The sequence below is a fragment of the Halalkalibacter hemicellulosilyticusJCM 9152 genome (assembly GCF_000513115.1).
Classification (GTDB): domain Bacteria; phylum Bacillota; class Bacilli; order Bacillales; family Bacillaceae_D; genus Halalkalibacter; species Halalkalibacter hemicellulosilyticus.
Genome location: NZ_BAUU01000014.1, coordinates 25,001 through 42,111 on the forward strand (window position 1 = coordinate 25,001; position 17,111 = coordinate 42,111).

General features: G+C 38.6%; 15 protein-coding genes. 14 read left to right on the forward strand and 1 reads right to left on the reverse strand.

What is annotated here, in order from left to right:
- Positions 1–160: 160 nt before the first annotated feature.
- The 8 genes from miaB (at position 161) to hfq (ending at position 9,665) form a co-directional block, all read left to right on the forward strand.
- Entirely contained in the window at positions 161–1,789 is a 1,629-nt protein-coding gene (miaB, locus tag JCM9152_RS10200) for a tRNA (N6-isopentenyl adenosine(37)-C2)-methylthiotransferase MiaB (RefSeq protein WP_035343851.1), read from the forward strand.
- Complete coding sequence (locus JCM9152_RS10205; RefSeq protein ID WP_035343852.1) at positions 1,786–2,208, forward strand: YlbF/YmcA family competence regulator; 423 nt, start codon at positions 1,786–1,788, stop codon at positions 2,206–2,208. The genes miaB and JCM9152_RS10205 overlap by 4 nt, the downstream gene beginning before the upstream one ends.
- Positions 2,209–2,488: 280 nt before the next feature.
- Complete coding sequence (locus JCM9152_RS10210) at positions 2,489–3,058, forward strand: outer spore coat protein CotE (protein ID WP_035343854.1); 570 nt, start codon at positions 2,489–2,491, stop codon at positions 3,056–3,058.
- A gap of 117 nt (positions 3,059–3,175) precedes the next feature.
- Positions 3,176–5,770, forward strand: coding sequence for a DNA mismatch repair protein MutS (gene mutS / locus JCM9152_RS10215; RefSeq protein WP_035343856.1), 2,595 nt, complete (start codon positions 3,176–3,178; stop codon positions 5,768–5,770).
- A gap of 16 nt (positions 5,771–5,786) precedes the next feature.
- The gene (gene mutL, locus JCM9152_RS10220; RefSeq protein WP_035343858.1) at positions 5,787–7,637 is read left to right on the forward strand and encodes a DNA mismatch repair endonuclease MutL; all 1,851 of its coding nucleotides are present in this window, start codon (positions 5,787–5,789) and stop codon (positions 7,635–7,637) included.
- A gap of 19 nt (positions 7,638–7,656) precedes the next feature.
- Positions 7,657–8,427 carry a class I SAM-dependent methyltransferase gene (locus JCM9152_RS10225; RefSeq protein ID WP_035343860.1) on the forward strand — a complete coding sequence of 257 codons (771 nt, stop codon included), beginning with the start codon at positions 7,657–7,659 and terminating at the stop codon, positions 8,425–8,427.
- A 30-nt stretch (positions 8,428–8,457) separates the two neighbouring features.
- The gene (gene miaA, locus JCM9152_RS10230) at positions 8,458–9,399 is read left to right on the forward strand and encodes a tRNA (adenosine(37)-N6)-dimethylallyltransferase MiaA (protein ID WP_035343862.1); all 942 of its coding nucleotides are present in this window, start codon (positions 8,458–8,460) and stop codon (positions 9,397–9,399) included.
- Between the two features lie 29 nt (positions 9,400–9,428).
- The gene (gene hfq / locus JCM9152_RS10235; RefSeq protein WP_035343864.1) at positions 9,429–9,665 is read left to right on the forward strand and encodes an RNA chaperone Hfq; all 237 of its coding nucleotides are present in this window, start codon (positions 9,429–9,431) and stop codon (positions 9,663–9,665) included.
- A 53-nt stretch (positions 9,666–9,718) separates the two neighbouring features.
- On the opposite strand, the gene JCM9152_RS10240 is transcribed toward hfq, so the two are convergent.
- Complete coding sequence (locus tag JCM9152_RS10240) at positions 9,719–10,702, reverse strand: tyrosine-type recombinase/integrase (protein ID WP_035343866.1); 984 nt, start codon at positions 10,700–10,702, stop codon at positions 9,719–9,721.
- A gap of 529 nt (positions 10,703–11,231) precedes the next feature.
- Here JCM9152_RS10240 and spoVK point away from each other — a divergent pair.
- The 6 genes from spoVK to JCM9152_RS10270 all read left to right on the forward strand — a co-directional run bounded on the left by spoVK (position 11,232) and on the right by JCM9152_RS10270 (position 17,068).
- The gene (spoVK, locus tag JCM9152_RS10245; protein ID WP_035343868.1) at positions 11,232–12,179 is read left to right on the forward strand and encodes a stage V sporulation protein K; all 948 of its coding nucleotides are present in this window, start codon (positions 11,232–11,234) and stop codon (positions 12,177–12,179) included.
- A 186-nt stretch (positions 12,180–12,365) separates the two neighbouring features.
- Positions 12,366–12,557: a hypothetical protein gene (locus tag JCM9152_RS10250; protein ID WP_035343870.1), complete on the forward strand. Its 192-nt coding sequence runs from the start codon at positions 12,366–12,368 to the stop codon at positions 12,555–12,557.
- Positions 12,535–13,809 carry a GTPase HflX gene (gene hflX, locus JCM9152_RS10255; RefSeq protein ID WP_035343872.1) on the forward strand — a complete coding sequence of 425 codons (1,275 nt, stop codon included), beginning with the start codon at positions 12,535–12,537 and terminating at the stop codon, positions 13,807–13,809. The genes JCM9152_RS10250 and hflX overlap by 23 nt, the downstream gene beginning before the upstream one ends.
- A 1-nt stretch (position 13,810) precedes the next feature.
- Positions 13,811–15,058 carry a methionine gamma-lyase family protein gene (locus tag JCM9152_RS10260; RefSeq protein WP_035343874.1) on the forward strand — a complete coding sequence of 416 codons (1,248 nt, stop codon included), beginning with the start codon at positions 13,811–13,813 and terminating at the stop codon, positions 15,056–15,058.
- A 171-nt stretch (positions 15,059–15,229) separates the two neighbouring features.
- Complete coding sequence (gene glnA / locus JCM9152_RS10265) at positions 15,230–16,579, forward strand: type I glutamate--ammonia ligase (protein WP_035343876.1); 1,350 nt, start codon at positions 15,230–15,232, stop codon at positions 16,577–16,579.
- A gap of 297 nt (positions 16,580–16,876) precedes the next feature.
- The gene (locus tag JCM9152_RS10270) at positions 16,877–17,068 is read left to right on the forward strand and encodes a hypothetical protein (protein ID WP_035343877.1); all 192 of its coding nucleotides are present in this window, start codon (positions 16,877–16,879) and stop codon (positions 17,066–17,068) included.
- Positions 17,069–17,111 lie beyond the last annotated feature (43 nt).

Consider the following 17,111-nt stretch of genomic DNA (forward strand, 5'->3'; position numbering starts at 1 on the left):
TGGTGAGCATAATGTGTGCAATTCGTCTTTTAAGACAACAAATTAGAAATGGTACCTGCCGTTACTAATTTGTTGTTGTTGTGTACAGCTAATAAACGGTTTATAATTACTTATTGTATGTTTGTTTTAATCGCGTTATTCGTAAGAAAGGAGAGCTAATATGAATGAAGAGCAACGACTAGGAAAAGTAACGAATGCAAACGAAAAAGGTGCTACGCAGGACTTAAAATCCTCTAGTGGTAGCCAAAAAGATTATAGTAAGTATTTTGACTTTTCCAATGCTAAAGTCATTTCTGAGGAAGACAATAAAAAGGTCATTCGTATTGAAGGGCGAGATATTTCGATCTTAGAACAGCCTGATTATCGTCAAGGCAAGCGAAGAGGAAAAGAAGAAGTTCAGGTTCTTCGTCCAGATCGTTTAATTCCAGATACGATGAAAGGAATTGGTGACGGTAAGAAATTTCTTATACGCACATATGGCTGTCAAATGAACACACATGACTCTGAAAATATGGCCGGTCTGTTATTGGAGATGGGCTTTGAAGCAACTGACGTAACAGAGGAAGCGGATGTGATCTTGCTTAATACTTGTGCGATTCGGGAAAATGCTGAAAATAAAGTATTTGGTGAAATTGGTAATTTGAAACCATTGAAACTGGAACGTCCTGAACTTATTATCGGGGTTTGTGGCTGTATGTCGCAAGAAGAAAATGTCGTTAATCGAATTATGCAAAAGCATCAGCATATTGATTTAATATTTGGTACACATAATATTCACCGCCTTCCACATTTATTGCATGACGCCATACTTGGAAAAGAAATGGTCATTGAAGTATGGTCAAAAGAAGGGGATATCGTTGAAAATATGCCGCGTGCTCGTCAAGGAAAGACTCAGGCGTGGGTGAATATTATGTACGGCTGTGATAAGTTTTGTACGTATTGTATCGTACCTTACACACGTGGGAAGGAACGAAGCAGACGTCCAGAAGATATTATTGCCGAAGTACGTGATCTGGCACGGCAAGGTTATAAGGAAATTACCCTTCTCGGTCAAAATGTAAATGCATATGGAAAAGATTTAGAAGATATTGAATATGGATTAGGACAGTTAATGGACGAAATTCATAAGATTGATATTCCACGTGTTCGTTTTACAACGAGTCACCCTCGTGACTTCGATGATCATTTAATTCAAGTGTTGTCAAAGGGTGGAAATCTAGTTGAGCATATTCATTTACCCGTTCAACATGGAAGCTCCGCTATTTTAAAGCTAATGGCTCGGAAGTATACACGGGAGCAATATTTAGAGCTTGCTCATAAAATTAAAATGGCGATACCTAATGCTTCATTTACAACGGATTTAATTGTCGGCTTCCCAAATGAAACAGAAGAACAATTTGAAGAAACGTTATCGTTAGTTAGAGAAATTGAGTTTGATAGCGCCTATACGTATATCTATTCTGCTCGAGAAGGTACGCCAGCAGCGAAGATGAAAGACAATGTTCCAATGGAAGTGAAACGTGAGCGTTTAGCCCGCTTAAATGCTCTTGTTAACGACATTTCAGCAAAGAAAAATGTAGCTTATCAAGATCAAATTGTTGAAGTGTTAGTGGAAGGTGAGAGTAAGAAGAATCCTGATGTGTTAGCTGGTCGTACACGGACGAATCGACTAGTGAATTTTACAGCTCCTAAAGAAGTCATTGGGGAAATTGTTTATGTGAAAGTAACAGAAGCAAAAACATGGTCATTAACAGGAGAAATGGTTGAGATGGCGGAGGTAAGGTCATGACAAAAGGATATACACGACAAGAAATACGAGCAAAGGCAACAGAGCTTGCGAAAATGATGGCTGAAACAGAAGAGGTTGATTTCTTCAAGAGAGCTGAAAAGCAAATAAATGAGCATGTTAAGGTTCAAGAGCTAATTGCTAAAATCAAGAAGCTACAAAAAGAAGCCGTAAACTTGCAACATTATGGAAAATCAGAAGCATTAAAAGAAGTAGAAGCACAAATTGATGCATTGCATGAAGAAGTTGACCAAATTCCACTCGTACAAGAATTTAAAGAAAGCCAGCTTGAAGTAAATGAGCTACTACAAATGGTTTCTAATACGATTTCAAAGTCAGTAACGGATGAAATCATCACTTCAATGGGTGGAGATCTTTTGAAACGAAGAACAACGAAGAGTCCGTTCGATAGCTGCCAATAAAAGGATAACTGGTATGGAAGGCATCATTGCTTTTCATACCAGTTTTTTTTCTTTTTAAGTGTTCAACAGCCCCTTTTTCATATTTTCTGTACTAAATTCGTTTATGTTCACATAACGTGTTAGAGATAATACTTTGCTTTCATCTTGTTACTTTCTATTGCACATTGGTCATTCGCCCTGCATAGGATGTCAGTGAAGTAATTGGCGGAGCGAATAAGGCAAAAGCCGTACGAGCGACCGACAACTCGATACGATATGAGAAAGAGGAGGGTTTAGTTTCATGTCCCAAAATGAAAATGTGAATTATCGTGAAATTATTACAAAAGCTGTATGTGGCAAAGGTCGTAAGTTTTCAGAAGCAACTCATACGATCAGCCCTTCACACAAACCGTCAAGCATTCTTGGCTGCTGGATCATTAATCATAAATATACAGCTGAGAAGCAGGGTGACACAGTTGTTGTGCAAGGAAGCTATGATATTAATGTCTGGTATTCGTATAATCAAAATACGAAGACGGATGTTGCCACACAAACCGTTACTTACACTGATGAAATTGGTTTAACGATGCGAGATGACAACGTTCTATCGAATCAAATGGACGTTATCGCTCGTGCGGTTCAACAACCAAATACACTTGAAGCAACGATTGCTGAAGAAGGATCGGATGTGAATGTGCAAGTGGAACGAGAGTTTGTCGTTGAATGCATTGGGGAAACAAAAGTAGCAGTAGCAGTTAACCCAAATGGAATCATTGATGATTATCCTATAGAAGATTACTCAGACCAAGTCAGTGACGAAGAATATGAAAGACTTGATCCGAATTTTCTTCACGGTGAATTTGAGAAGTAAGGAAAACGAGCAGGTCCAATTAGAGACTTGCTCGTTTTTTCGATCGTCATTCATGTGATTCAGACATTGTCTATGCTATAATAATAAAAGTGATTAATGGACGGTGGAGGGAAACGAATGGCACAAGTAACACCAATGATGAAGCAATATTTAGAGATTAAGGCTCAGTATACAGATGCCTTTTTATTTTTTCGTCTCGGCGATTTCTATGAAATGTTCTATGAAGATGCTAAGCTTGCTGCACAAGAGCTTGAGATTACGTTAACAGGTCGAGGCCAAGGGGAAGAACGGATACCGATGTGCGGGGTACCATATCACTCTGCAGATGCTTACGTGTCAAAGTTAATAGAAAAGGGCTATAAAATCGCGATCTGTGAACAAGTTGAAGATCCAAGACAGGCAAAAGGAGTTGTAAAGCGTGAAGTCGTGAAACTATTAACTCCAGGAACGGTCATGGATGGACAAATGATTAAAGAGAAAGAGCACAACTATTTAGTTGCGGTAACAGTGTTTGCAGATCGTTCATATGGAGTAGCTCGTGCAGACTTAACGACCGGTGAATGTGCGGTTACGTTATTTGAAGATGATTTCGATGAAGTCATTCATGAATTGATAAATAGCGGTACGAAAGAAGTCGTCATTGCCTCAACATTATCAGAAAGTTTGAAAGTGAAGATAGAAGAACGGAAACAGTTTACGATTTCGATCGAGGATGAATATGATATCTTGGATGGATATGATCATTTATGTGAAAACTTACAATCTCATAAACTCATTCAAGCATTTGGTCGTCTATTGCAATATTTAATTCGTACGCAAAAAAGATCGTTGGAACACTTACAGCCTGTTATTTATTATCCTAGCAACTCTTATTTAAAAATGGATTCCCATACGAAAAGAAATTTAGAACTGACTGAATCGTTGCGTGAAAAGAAAAAGGCGGGGTCATTGTTAGCTGTTGTTGATAAAACAGTCACGGCGATGGGTGGTAGGCTTGTGAAAAGCTGGATCGATCGACCTCTGATTGACTTGAAGGAGATTGAGGAGCGTCTTCAAATTGTAACAGCATTCAAAGATCATTATTTTGTACGAGAAGAACTCAGAGATGAACTGCGACATGTGTATGACCTAGAACGTTTAGCTGGGCGCATTGCATATGGAAGTGTTAATGCACGAGAACTTGTACAGTTGAAACGCTCGTTACAGTGTATTCCTGCCATTAAAGAGCACTGTAAACCACTTTTAAAAGAAAAAGTTGATGCTTGGTTTCACAATGAAGAAGAGGTAGAACAACTGTTAGATCTATTAGAGGAAAGTCTAGTTGATGATCCACCAATTTCTGTGACAGAAGGTGGAATGATTCGACAAGGCTACCACGATGAACTAGATACATATCGAGATGCGAGTCGTAATGGGAAGCAATGGATTGCTGAATTAGAACAGAAAGAACGTAAGGAAACAGGGATTAAGACGTTAAAAGTAGGCTATAATCGTGTTTTTGGTTACTATATTGAAGTGACAAGGGCTAATGTTCATTTGCTAGAAGAAGGTCGCTATGAACGTAAGCAAACATTGACGAATGCTGAACGATTTATTACACCTGAGTTAAAAGAGAAAGAAGCGTTAATTTTAGAAGCAGAAGATAAGCTTACCCAACTAGAATATGATTTATTTGTCGGCATTCGAGAGGCAGCAAAGGAGTATGTTACAGCTATTCAAGCATTGGCTCATTCGATTAGTGAAATTGATGTGCTTAGTGGATTCGCTGAAATTAGTGAGGACGCGCAATATGTAAAGCCACAGTTTTCAAACAAGAACGAAATTGCGATTCAATCTGGACGTCATCCAGTCGTTGAGACCGTCATAAAAAAAGGTGAATATGTACAAAATGATCTCCTAATGGAAAAGGGGCGTGAGATGCTGCTCATAACCGGGCCGAACATGGCCGGGAAAAGTACATATATGCGTCAACTTGCCTTAATTGTTGTGATGGCACAAATAGGCTGTTATGTCCCAGCGGATGTGGCTGAACTGCCTATTTTTGACCAAATCTTTACACGAATTGGTGCGGCAGACGATTTAGCAAGCGGTCAAAGTACCTTTATGGTCGAAATGCTAGAGACGAAATATGCACTTACAAAAGCAACAGAAAATAGTCTGATTTTATTAGACGAGATTGGTCGTGGAACGTCAACTTATGATGGTATGGCATTAGCGCAAGCTATTATTGAATTCATACATGATACAATCCGAGCAAAAACGATGTTTTCTACTCATTATCATGAGCTAACGGCTTTAGAAGGGACTCTTGAAAATTTAAAGAACGTTCATGTTTCTGCTATAGAAGAAGATGGAAAGGTTGTTTTTCTTCATAAGGTTGTTGATGGACAAGCTGACCGAAGCTATGGTATTTATGTTGCTGAGCTTGCTGAGTTACCAGCTGAAGTGACGAGAAGAGCAGACGAATTATTAAAACAGTTAGAATCGACACCTTCGCTAAACCCTGGTAGTGTCGTGAAGGAGAATCAAAGTCAGCCTGAGCAGTTATCATTGTTTTTTGACGAGCAAAAAGAAGCAGAACGAGGGAAACCATACAAACGGAACGATAAGACTGATAAAATTATGAAGAAGCTAAGTGAAAAGGATGTCTTACATATGACACCTATAGAGGCTCTTCATTTCATTAATGATTTACAGAAGCTAATCAAATAGTAAGAGGTGGAGTTCGATGGCTAAAATAATTAGGTTAGATGAGGCGTTATCTAATAAGATCGCAGCAGGTGAGGTTGTCGAACGTCCTGCTTCGATAGTAAAAGAATTAATTGAAAATGCTATTGATGCAAATAGCACCTCTATTTTAATCGAAGCAGAGGAAGGGGGCCTTTCACACATTCGCATTGTTGACAACGGTGATGGTATGGACAGTGATGATGTGGAAACAGCCTTCTTCCGGCATGCGACGAGTAAAATTAAGAACGATCGTGATTTATTTCATATTTCGACATTAGGATTTCGTGGAGAAGCACTGCCGAGTATCGCATCTGTCTCTTATGTAACATTACTAACGAGTACTGGGGCAGAAAAGGGAATCGAGTTAAAGTTAGAAGGTGGTACAATCGTATCGAAAAGTGCAGCCCGAGCTCGTAAAGGTACGGAAGTGGTTGTTACAAACCTATTTTATAATACACCTGCTCGATTAAAATATGTAAAAACCGTACATACAGAAGCTGGTAACATTAGTGATGTTGTTAACCGTCTAGCACTTGCTCATCCGGCTATTGCCTTTCATTATCGGCATGATGGGAAGGACGTCTTACGGACCGCGGGTAATGGTGATGTTCGCCAAGTAGCCTCTTCGATCTATGGTCGTCAAGTTGCTAAGCAAATGATTGAAATTAGTGGTCGATCGTTAGATTATGAACTTGAAGGTTGGATCGCCAAACCAGAGGTGAACCGCGCATCTAGACAGTATATTTCGATTTTTATTAATGGGCGCTATATCCGGAATTTCGCCTTAGCTCGTGCCATCCAAGCAGGGTATCATACGTTACTTCCAATCGGTCGATATCCGATTGGCGTCCTTTCGATTAATATGGATCCTCAGCTTATTGATGTGAATGTTCATCCTGCTAAGCTTGAAGTACGTTTAAGTAAGGAGGAAGAGCTTTCGCAATTATTAACGGAGGTTATTCAAAACGCATTTAAGAAAGAGACGCTTATACCAGAGGTTGATACTCGTCAGAGAAGTTCGTTTGAACCTACTGTGAAAGAGGAGCAGCTACGTTTGAACTTGGAGCAACAACAGAATGAAATGGTTCGAACGATTGAAGATGATCATAGCGCTAGCACATTCCAATATAATGAGTCTGTGAATCATTCTTTTCATGAAGAGACAGATCGTCAGCTCGAACAGACACGTGATACTAAGGGAAATGACAGTGAGCTAGAAGAGAACATGCAAGAGAGCAAATTAGATCGTAAAGAGAATTCAGCATCGCGCGTTCCGACACTTTATCCTATTGGACAAATGCATGGAACGTATATTGTCGCTCAAAATGATACAGGAATGTATTTAATTGACCAACATGCTGCGCAAGAGCGGATAAAGTATGAATATTTTCGTGATAAAGTGGGGCAAGTTACGCGGCATGTACAAGAGTTAATGGTGCCAATTACCTTTGAATATACGGTACAAGAAGCACATGTCATTTCCGAGCATTTAGATGATCTAAAAGCAGTAGGTGTCTTTTTAGAGCCTTTTGGACATCAGTCTTATGTTGTGAAATCTCATCCAAGTTGGTTTCCGAAAGGATATGAGGAAGAAACGATTAAAGAAATGATTGATTATTTATTAACCTATAAATCAATTGATTTAGCGAAGCTCCGTGAAGAAGCGGCAATCTTAATGTCGTGTAAGGCAGCTATTAAGGCGAATCGTCATTTGCGTCATGATGAAATGTATGCGCTATTAGAATCTTTACGTCAAAGCAGTGATCCGTTTACTTGTCCTCACGGTCGGCCTATTATTGTTCATTTTTCTACGTATTCAATTGAAAAAATGTTTAAAAGAATCATGTAAGGGAAAAGGTGAGAGTAATGTGATTATTACAACAGCTAGGAAACAAATAAAAACACTTGCTAATGAGGCTGAAAGGATTAGTCGAGATTTAGATTCTAACTATTTTTTACGTGATGACAGATCAGTCACAACACTTGTAAATGAATACAAAGAAGATGTACTCATTGTCGGAAAAGATCGGTTAACCTTGTATCCTAAAGATGGTGGACAGCCTTTCTTTTATCATCCTAATTCAGCCATGTTTCGGGTAAAACAATTTTTGAAAACAGGATATGATCCACTCGTTGAGGTTGGTCGCTTACAAAAAGGTATGAATGTTCTTGATTGTACATTGGGGTTAGCTGCAGATGCCCTAGTAGCCAAAATCGCTGTTGGTGAATGTGGTCATGTAACTGGTATTGAAGCAAACCATATTTTAGCCTACCTTGTTCGATATGGATTGCATAATTGGAAAGACGGACATCCTTATTTGCTTAAAGCGATGAAGACAATCGAAGTCATTCATCAATCTCATTTCACTTTTTTACAGAGCTGCGAGGATGAAAGCTATGATGTGATCTATTTTGATCCGATGTTTGAGAGTAACATTGAATCGATTGGGCTGAAGGGTTTGAAGAGCTTTGCCGTATATGATGACCTTACATTTGAAACGATTCATGAAGCGAAAAGAGTTTCTAAAAAAAGGATTATTTTAAAGGACCACTTCCAAAGTAAACGTTTTGAACGGTTTGGATTTCATGTAGTCAAGAGACAGCATACCACATTTCGTTACGGTTTTATTGAAAAATAGGTTTGAATTTCCAAAAAACAGGAGATAATGATGAAAGAAAAATTGTTAGTCATTGTAGGCCCTACAGCTGTAGGGAAGACTGCACTAAGTATTGAGCTGGCCAAACGCTATAATGGTGAAGTTATTAGCGGAGATTCAATGCAGGTCTATAAAGGAATGGATATTGGAACAGCTAAGGTTTCTTTGGACGAGCAACAAGGGATTCCACATCATTTAATTGATATTAAAGATCCTGCAGATTCTTTTTCCGTTGCTGATTTTCAGGCAAATGTTATTCCGTTAGTGACAGCGTTAAATGATAAGCAGAAGCTACCGATATTAGTCGGGGGAACAGGCTTATATGTTAATGCTGTTATTCAGCAATATGATTTAGTCAACCGACCTGGTGATGAAAGTTATCGTCGACAACTTGAAGAAGTAGCGATTGAACGAGGAACAACATATTTACATAAACAATTGAAAGAACTTGATGCCAAAAGTGCGGAACTCATTCATCCGAATAATGTAAGGCGCGTGATTCGTGCATTAGAATTAACGAAGGCGTTAGGTATTCCATTTTCTGAGCAACAACAAGAGGAAGAGAAGGACAGTCCTTATGATTTAGTGTATATGGCTTTGTCAATGGAACGAAAACAGCTATATGAGCGAATTAACAAGCGAGTTGATATGATGATGGAGCAAGGCTTGTTAGAGGAGGTGACGAATCTTCATAAGCAAGGAATTCGTCATTGTCAGTCCATTCAAGCGATTGGTTACAAAGAGCTCTATCAATATTTAGATGGAGAAATTTCTTTAGATTTAGCGATTGAGCTATTGAAGAAAAACTCACGACATTATGCAAAAAGACAGCTGACTTGGTTTAGAAATAAGACAAATGCAAAGTGGTTCGATATGACAAATGGATTACATTCTGATGTTTTTTTTGAAATATGCCGATTTATTGAAGGACAATGGCCTTCAATGGCGAAATAAAGAGATAGTCAATTAGAGGAGGAGTCCTGATGAAACAACAACCTGTAAATATTCAAGATCAATTTTTAAATCAATTACGTAAAGAAAATATTCCGGTAACAATCTTTTTAACAAATGGCTTTCAAATTCGTGGACTTGTTAAGGGGTTTGATAACTTTACGGTCATAGTTGAATCAGAAGGGAAACAGCAGCTTGTATTTAAGCATGCGATTTCCACATTTGCACCTCAACGTAATGTTCAGCTTAAATCTGAGCCTGAAGCATAGAAAAGAAGGGAAAGCGATCAAAGAAGCAGCTAAGTTGGCTTATTATAAGCTTATTAGCTGCTTTTTTGTAGTTGTATACGCTGAACATCGGACAAGGTTAAGTATGTTTGTATATATCGTTGAAGTGATTGTTCAGATGTGTATCCCGTTGCCTCTAGTAATTGATGAAGCTTTTCCCCAGATACTAACCTTCTTAATATAGCTGTATTTCGTAATGTCTGTGCTGAAATTCCCTTTCGTAATTGTGCTCGTTCTATTTCTTGTCGCAACATTTTTTGAATAGCAATGATCGTCATACGTTTTGGGGCATCGTCCTCATAGGACCAATGAAACGTCTTTCGTTGGAAATCAAAGGCGACAAAGAACGGGTCGTGGCTATGAAATTTAGGTCTAACTGGTTCGGGAATGGTTTTCATATAACGGTAACTGAGCGCGGCGTCGTCATTTGTAAGCATTAACGTACGAACAGTATGATGAACATCTGCTATTTGTATGCGTCTATGTTGGAATTGGATATGACTCATGTTTATGTTTGTCACTTCTTGGATTGTTAAACCATAGCGAAGAAATAAGGTGATAATAAATTCGTTCCGAGCTTGGTAATATCGAAATGTTTCAAGTTGTTTCTCTGATAAGAATGCAGTAGATCGTAATGATTGAAAGAGCTGTTGTTCTTCCTCTAATGAAATCCAATCAGAAGATGAGAGAGGTTCAACGGTAAGTTCGGGAGGGTCAATCAAAAGGATAGCACGTAATTTAGGTTGTCTTTGATTCTGCTGAAAAAGCGCAAGCTGTTTTAAAACACTATGAATTCGTCTAATTGTCCGAGTATGATAGTTTCTCTTTATTTGTAAATCAAAGAAAAATATATCTATTTCATTTTTAGATAAATCCCATTTGCCATTATAGTTATCATCAATCCATGCTTGAAAATCTAGTAAGTCATACCTATAACGAGAAATGGTGGAAGGTTTTCTTCCTTTAAAGGACAATTCTTGGAGAAATGCTTCTACAAATGGAGGTAATTGATTCTTCATGGGAAACACCCTTTCTAATGGAGGATAAATATGTAAAATAGCTAATTTTAGTTTAAAAGGATTCATATAAAAAATCAATAAATAGAATCTGTTCAAAAAGTACTTAAAATATGGCAATGGCTCCGTTGCTACGCGTCTTGTGGCGAGAAAACGACTCACTATCAGTAGTGAAATCATCCATCTTTCTAAGTTGTATAAAAAGGCCTGAATAGTAGGCCCCGAAATAAATTTTTCAACTTCTTATATGAACGTGCTGTGAATAGTTATCATATAGTCACTTTTTTCTAGAAAATATGACTAATGAACAAAGGTGAAAGGGCGTTTAGTTATTAGAAGTTTAATCAAGGAGGAAGTAGGCGGATACGTGCGATGTGTCGGCTTCACTCGGTACATGTTCTATTTTCAGAAATGCTCAACCAACTGTAACGGCTCAGCACGACGCAATTAAGTTGGAACAAAATAGGCTTTTGTCTCATATAATATAGAAGATCATATCGGACTGGTTTTTGTCAGCAAAGGGGTGAACATCATGGATAACCCAGCGTATGTGAGAAAAAAAGGTCGCATTAATGTTGTGCTAACACAAAAACAAAATAAATTTGAGGAAGAGTCCTTATTTGAGAATGAAGAATCTAAAATAGAGCATGATGTATTAGCACGTTTTGAACAGGAGCTAGGAGAATATGTTGGATTAGAGGAAGTGAAACGGCTCGTTAAGGAAATTTATGCGTGGCTATTTATTAATCGTTGTCGAGAAAAGGAAGGGCTAAAGGTAACGAAGCAAGCCCTTCATATGATTTTCAAAGGGAATCCAGGTACTGGAAAGACGACAGTTGCTCGTTTAATTGCTTCTTTTTTTCATGAAATGGGTGTGTTAGCTAAAGGTCATTTCCTAGAGGTCGAGCGAGCGGATCTTGTTGGTGAATATATTGGTCATACTGCTCAGAAAACACGTGAGGTGTTAAAAAAGGCACACGGTGGTGTGCTTTTCATTGACGAGGCATATTCTCTTGCGCGTGGTGGTGAAAAGGACTTTGGCAAAGAAGCGATTGATACGCTAGTGAAAGCAATGGAAGATCGCCAACATGAATTTGTGTTAATTTTAGCTGGATATTCAGATGAAATGGACTATTTCCTGTCACTGAATCCAGGGTTACCTTCGCGCTTTCCGATCGCGATTGATTTCCCTAATTATTCAACAAATCAATTAATGGAAATGGTACGAAGAATGTTACATGAACGACAGTATACATTAACGGAAGATGCACAAAAGCATGTAAAAGACCATTTACAGAAGATTAGAAGTGAAGAGGAAGGGACATTTAGTAATGGACGCTATGTTCGAAATATGATTGAGGAAGCGATTCGTTTTCAAGCCGTACGATTATTACGTGATGGTACGTTTGATAAGGATTCATTAGTTACGATCAAACGGTTGGATTTTCAGTTTCACTCTTCACATGTAAAAGTAAACTAATTGTATCGCCTGCTTTATGAGAAGGGCACTGAAAAAGTGCGATTTTCACTTTTTCAGTGCCCTGTAAGTAATGTGCGTAGTCGTTGTCCGATTTTGAAAGTCTTGATATGAGTGGTTTTTTCATAGCAAGGCGCGCAACGAGCGGAGCCATTACTCTTCTTTGAGTTACTAGAAAGGACTTTTTCAGTGGTTTCTCGTATCAGGCGAGCAACGAGTGAAGCCATTGCTAGTCAAATCAAAGGTACTGAAAAAGTTGATTTTTACTTTCTCAGTGGCCTCCTTTATGAGCAGGCTTTTAAATTTGCCTTTGCTCATGATATGATGAAGAAGGATTTTAAGGAAAGGTGTGGCTTGATTGGAAGAAGTGATAAAGCGTGAACAGGAACAGGTCGTTCTCATAGGGTGTCAGTTGGATAGTGATGATGAACGTTTTGACTATTCCATGGGTGAATTAAAGAGCTTAGTTGAAACGGCTCAAGGTACAGTTGTTATGACAATAATTCAAAAACGTCAAAAGGTTGAGCCGTCCACATACATAGGAAGAGGAAAGGTTGAAGAACTTGTTTCGTTTATAGAGGATACAGATGTCGATTTAATTGTTTTTAATGATGAGTTAACACCGAGTCAAATAAGAAATGTTTATACGAGAACGAAAGTAACAGTCATTGATCGAACCCAACTTATTTTAGATATATTTGCAGCTCGTGCAAAATCGCGTGAAGGGAAGCTTCAAGTTGAGCTTGCTCAGCTTTCTTATTTGTTACCGAGATTGGCTGGACAAGGTATCGCTTTATCACGTCAAGGTGGGGGAATTGGTGCGAAAGGACCTGGGGAGACGAAGCTAGAATCTGACCGCCGCCATATTCGCAGAAGAATGGATGAGATCAAACAACAGCTTGAAACGATTGTCGGTCATCGAAAACGTTATCGAGCTCAACGTAAACGAAATGAAACGTTACAGGTTGCTTTAGTTGGTTATACAAATGCAGGGAAATCTACTCTTCTTAATCGTTTAGCAAATGCAGAGACGTTGGAAGAGAATCAGCTATTTGCGACATTAGATCCGACAACGAGAAAATGCTCATTAACAAATGGACTTACGATCTTACTTTCGGATACGGTTGGCTTCATTCAAGACTTACCTACAACACTCGTAGCAGCCTTTCGCTCTACTTTGGAGGAGTTAGTAGAGGCAGATTTATTACTTCATGTTGTAGATTGTTCAAATGCTGATTACGTACAGCATGAAGAGACAGTGAAACAATTGGTCGCAGAGCTTGGCGCACAGCACGTTCCCCAATTACTTATTTACAACAAAAGTGACCAAAAAATAATACCGTTTGTCCCTTCCTATCATGATGATTCCATTGAAATCTCTGCATTGGAAGCTGATGACATTGACGCATTAAAAGAAGCAATCGAAGAGAAGCTTCTTGAGCAAATGGTCGCCTACCATGTTCAGTTGTTTGCGACAGAAGGAAAATTTCTAGCAAAATGTAAACAAACAACGATCCTAAAGCAAGCGGAATGGAATGAGGAAGGTGAGTATTATGATGTTTGTGGTTTTGTTCACCAACATACAACAATTGGTCAAGAGTTAATGAAACGGATGAAGGATGAGGAAGAATAGTATGTACAATGATTTTCAACATCAGGAACGAATTGAAACGTTAACGCTCGAAATAGATAAGCAGATTGAATCGAGGCATAAGGAAATTGAACAAATCGCACTTCATAACCAAGCAAAGGTGATGAGCGCATTTAAACAAAATCAAGTTTCCGATTTTCATTTCACACCTTCGACAGGATACGGATACGATGATATAGGACGAGACACCCTTGAACAAGTATATGCAGATGTTTTCAAAGCTGAGGCAGCTCTTGTACGCCCACAAATTATTTCAGGGACACATGCGATCGCCACGACTCTTTTTGGTATTCTTAGGCCTGGAGATGAATTGCTTTATATAACGGGTCAACCTTATGATACGTTAGAGGAAATTGTCGGTATTCGTGGAAATGGAAACGGTTCGCTAAAGGAATTTCAAATTAATTATCAAGCTGTTCCGCTGTGTAAGAACGGCTGGATAAATGAAGAACAAATTGAACAAGCCATTTCAGAAAAAACGAAAATGATTGGGATTCAACGTTCAAAAGGGTATAGTGATCGTCGTTCATTTACAATTGACGAGATTGAACAGATGATCCGTTATATTCGAAAAATAAAATCTGACGTTATTGTGTTTATTGACAACTGTTATGGGGAATTCGTAGAAATAAAGGAGCCAACTGAGGTGGGGGCTGATATTATCGCTGGCTCTTTAATCAAGAATCCTGGTGGTGGCATTGTTAAAACTGGAGGATACATTGTAGGGAGAAAGGAACTAGTTGAACTCGCTTCCTACCGCTTAGCTGCTCCAGGGATTGGAGCAGAAGGTGGAGCTAGCTTGTATAGCTTACTCGAAATGTATCAAGGGTTCTTTTTATCACCACACGTTGTATCCCAATCATTGAAGGGTGCGATTTTTACTGCGGCTTTGTTAGAAAAATTAGGGATGAACACAGACCCGAAATGGGATGATAAACGAACGGATCTTATTCAATCAGTCAGATTTCCAACTGCGGAAAAAATGATTACGTTTTGCCAGGCGATCCAAGCAGCTTCGCCGATTAATGCCCATGTTATTCCTCAGCCTAGTTCAATGCCTGGTTATGAGAATCCGGTGATTATGGCTGCCGGTACCTTTATACAAGGAGCAAGTATTGAGTTGACAGCAGATGGACCGATACGTGAGCCGTATATTGCGTATGTACAAGGTGGGTTAACGTATGAACATGTAAAAATTGCTGTTTTACAAGCATTAGATTCGATCCTATAAAAGGGCATTCGTTGACTTGATAGCCACAATCTAGTAAGATGAAAATTGGATAACTATAGCAAATTGATATCAATTAAATAACAAATTGAGATCATATGAATGAAAGACAAATAAGCTTAGCTTATTTTCTTAATACAATTATGAAGAATGTTGAAAGGGGACTACATACTAATGGCAAAGTACACAAGAGAAGATATTTTGCGTATAGCTAAGGAAGATAATGTTCGCTTTATTCGTCTTCAATTTAGCGACTTGCTCGGTACAATCAAGAATGTTGAAATACCTGTAGACCAATTAACGAAGGCACTGGATAACAAAATGATGTTTGATGGTTCGTCAATTGAAGGGTTTGTCCGTATTGAAGAATCTGATATGTATTTATACCCAGACTTAGAAACGTGGGTAGTCTTCCCATGGACACCGGAAAAAGGTCGTGTAGCTCGTCTTATTTGTGATGTATATCAACCAGGTAAGCCAGGTGAAGAGCCTAAACCATTTGAGGGTGATCCACGTGGAGTGTTGAAGAAAGTCTTACAAGAAGCAGAGAAAATGGGCTATACGAACTTTAATATTGGTCCTGAGCCAGAATTTTTCTTGTTTAAAAACGACGAAAATGGTGAGCCGACACTTGAATTAAACGACAAAGGTGGATATTTTGACTTAGCTCCAACCGATTTAGGAGAAAATTGCCGCCGTGATATCGTGTTAGAGCTAGAAGACATGGGCTTTGATATTGAAGCTTCACACCATGAAGTTGCTCCTGGGCAACATGAAATTGATTTTAAGTATGCGGATGCAGTGACAGCTTGTGATAACATTCAAACATTTAAGCTTGTTGTTAAAACGATTGCGCGAAAGCATGGTTTGCACGCAACGTTTATGCCTAAGCCATTATTTGGTGTCAACGGCTCAGGAATGCATTGCAATATGTCACTCTTTACAAAGGAAGGTAATGCTTTCTTTGATGAATCAACTGAATCACAATTAAGCGAAACAGCTATGCAATTCTTAGCAGGAATTCTTGATCATGCTGAAGCTTTTACAGCTATTACAAACCCAATTGTTAATTCATACAAACGTTTAGTACCTGGTTATGAAGCACCAGTATACGTTGCATGGTCAATGCGTAATCGTAGTCCACTTATTCGTATTCCATCCTCACGTGGTATTAGTACTCGTATCGAAGTGAGAAGTCCCGATCCGGCAGCTAATCCATATTTAGCAATGGCGGCGATGTTAGCAGCAGGACTTGATGGAATCAAGAAGAAGAAGACTCCACCTCCAGCTACAGATCGTAACATTTATGTAATGAGTAAAGAAGAACGTGTGGAAGAAGGCATTGCTGATCTTCCAGCAACGTTAAAAGAAGCAGTAGACAAGCTAATTCAAAATGATACGCTCGTTCGAGCTCTTGGTGAGCATATTGTTGAGAATTTTGTTGAGGCAAAAGAGATAGAGTGGGATATGTTCCGCACGCAAGTCCATCCGTGGGAACGCGATCAATATTTAGAAGGCTATTAATAGTAGGAACCTTGACACTATTCGTGTTGAGGGTTTTCTTTTAATTATTTTTTCTTTTTTTTAAATAGATGTCTATTCATGAAATAAACGAAAAAGAGAACGATCACCACGAAAAAACCTTTTGGTCGCTGTAGCAAGGTCATCATCTCCTTTATAAATGAAAGTTTTATTAACTTTTGCTTTCATTATATGCTAGAGAAGAAGAATGCGAGCAGGTAAGAACCCTTTTTCGTGTTAATAAGGCTATAATGATAGTATGATATAATGACAATGGATTGAATTTGAAGGGAGCTTAGGATGAGTAAAAAGACTGTCATTTTAATTGCGTATGTCCTTACATTGCTCTTCTTTTTAAGAAGTGTAACACTTGTGATTTTTGCGGATGGTACAGGTGGATATGGAATGATTATTGTATCAGCTCTTGTTATGACCTTTTTATTAAGATGGTATTTAAAAGAACGTCAAAAGGATGTAAAGAAAGATACATAATGAATGAAAGAAAAAGGAACAAAAATGATTAACATTTTTGTTC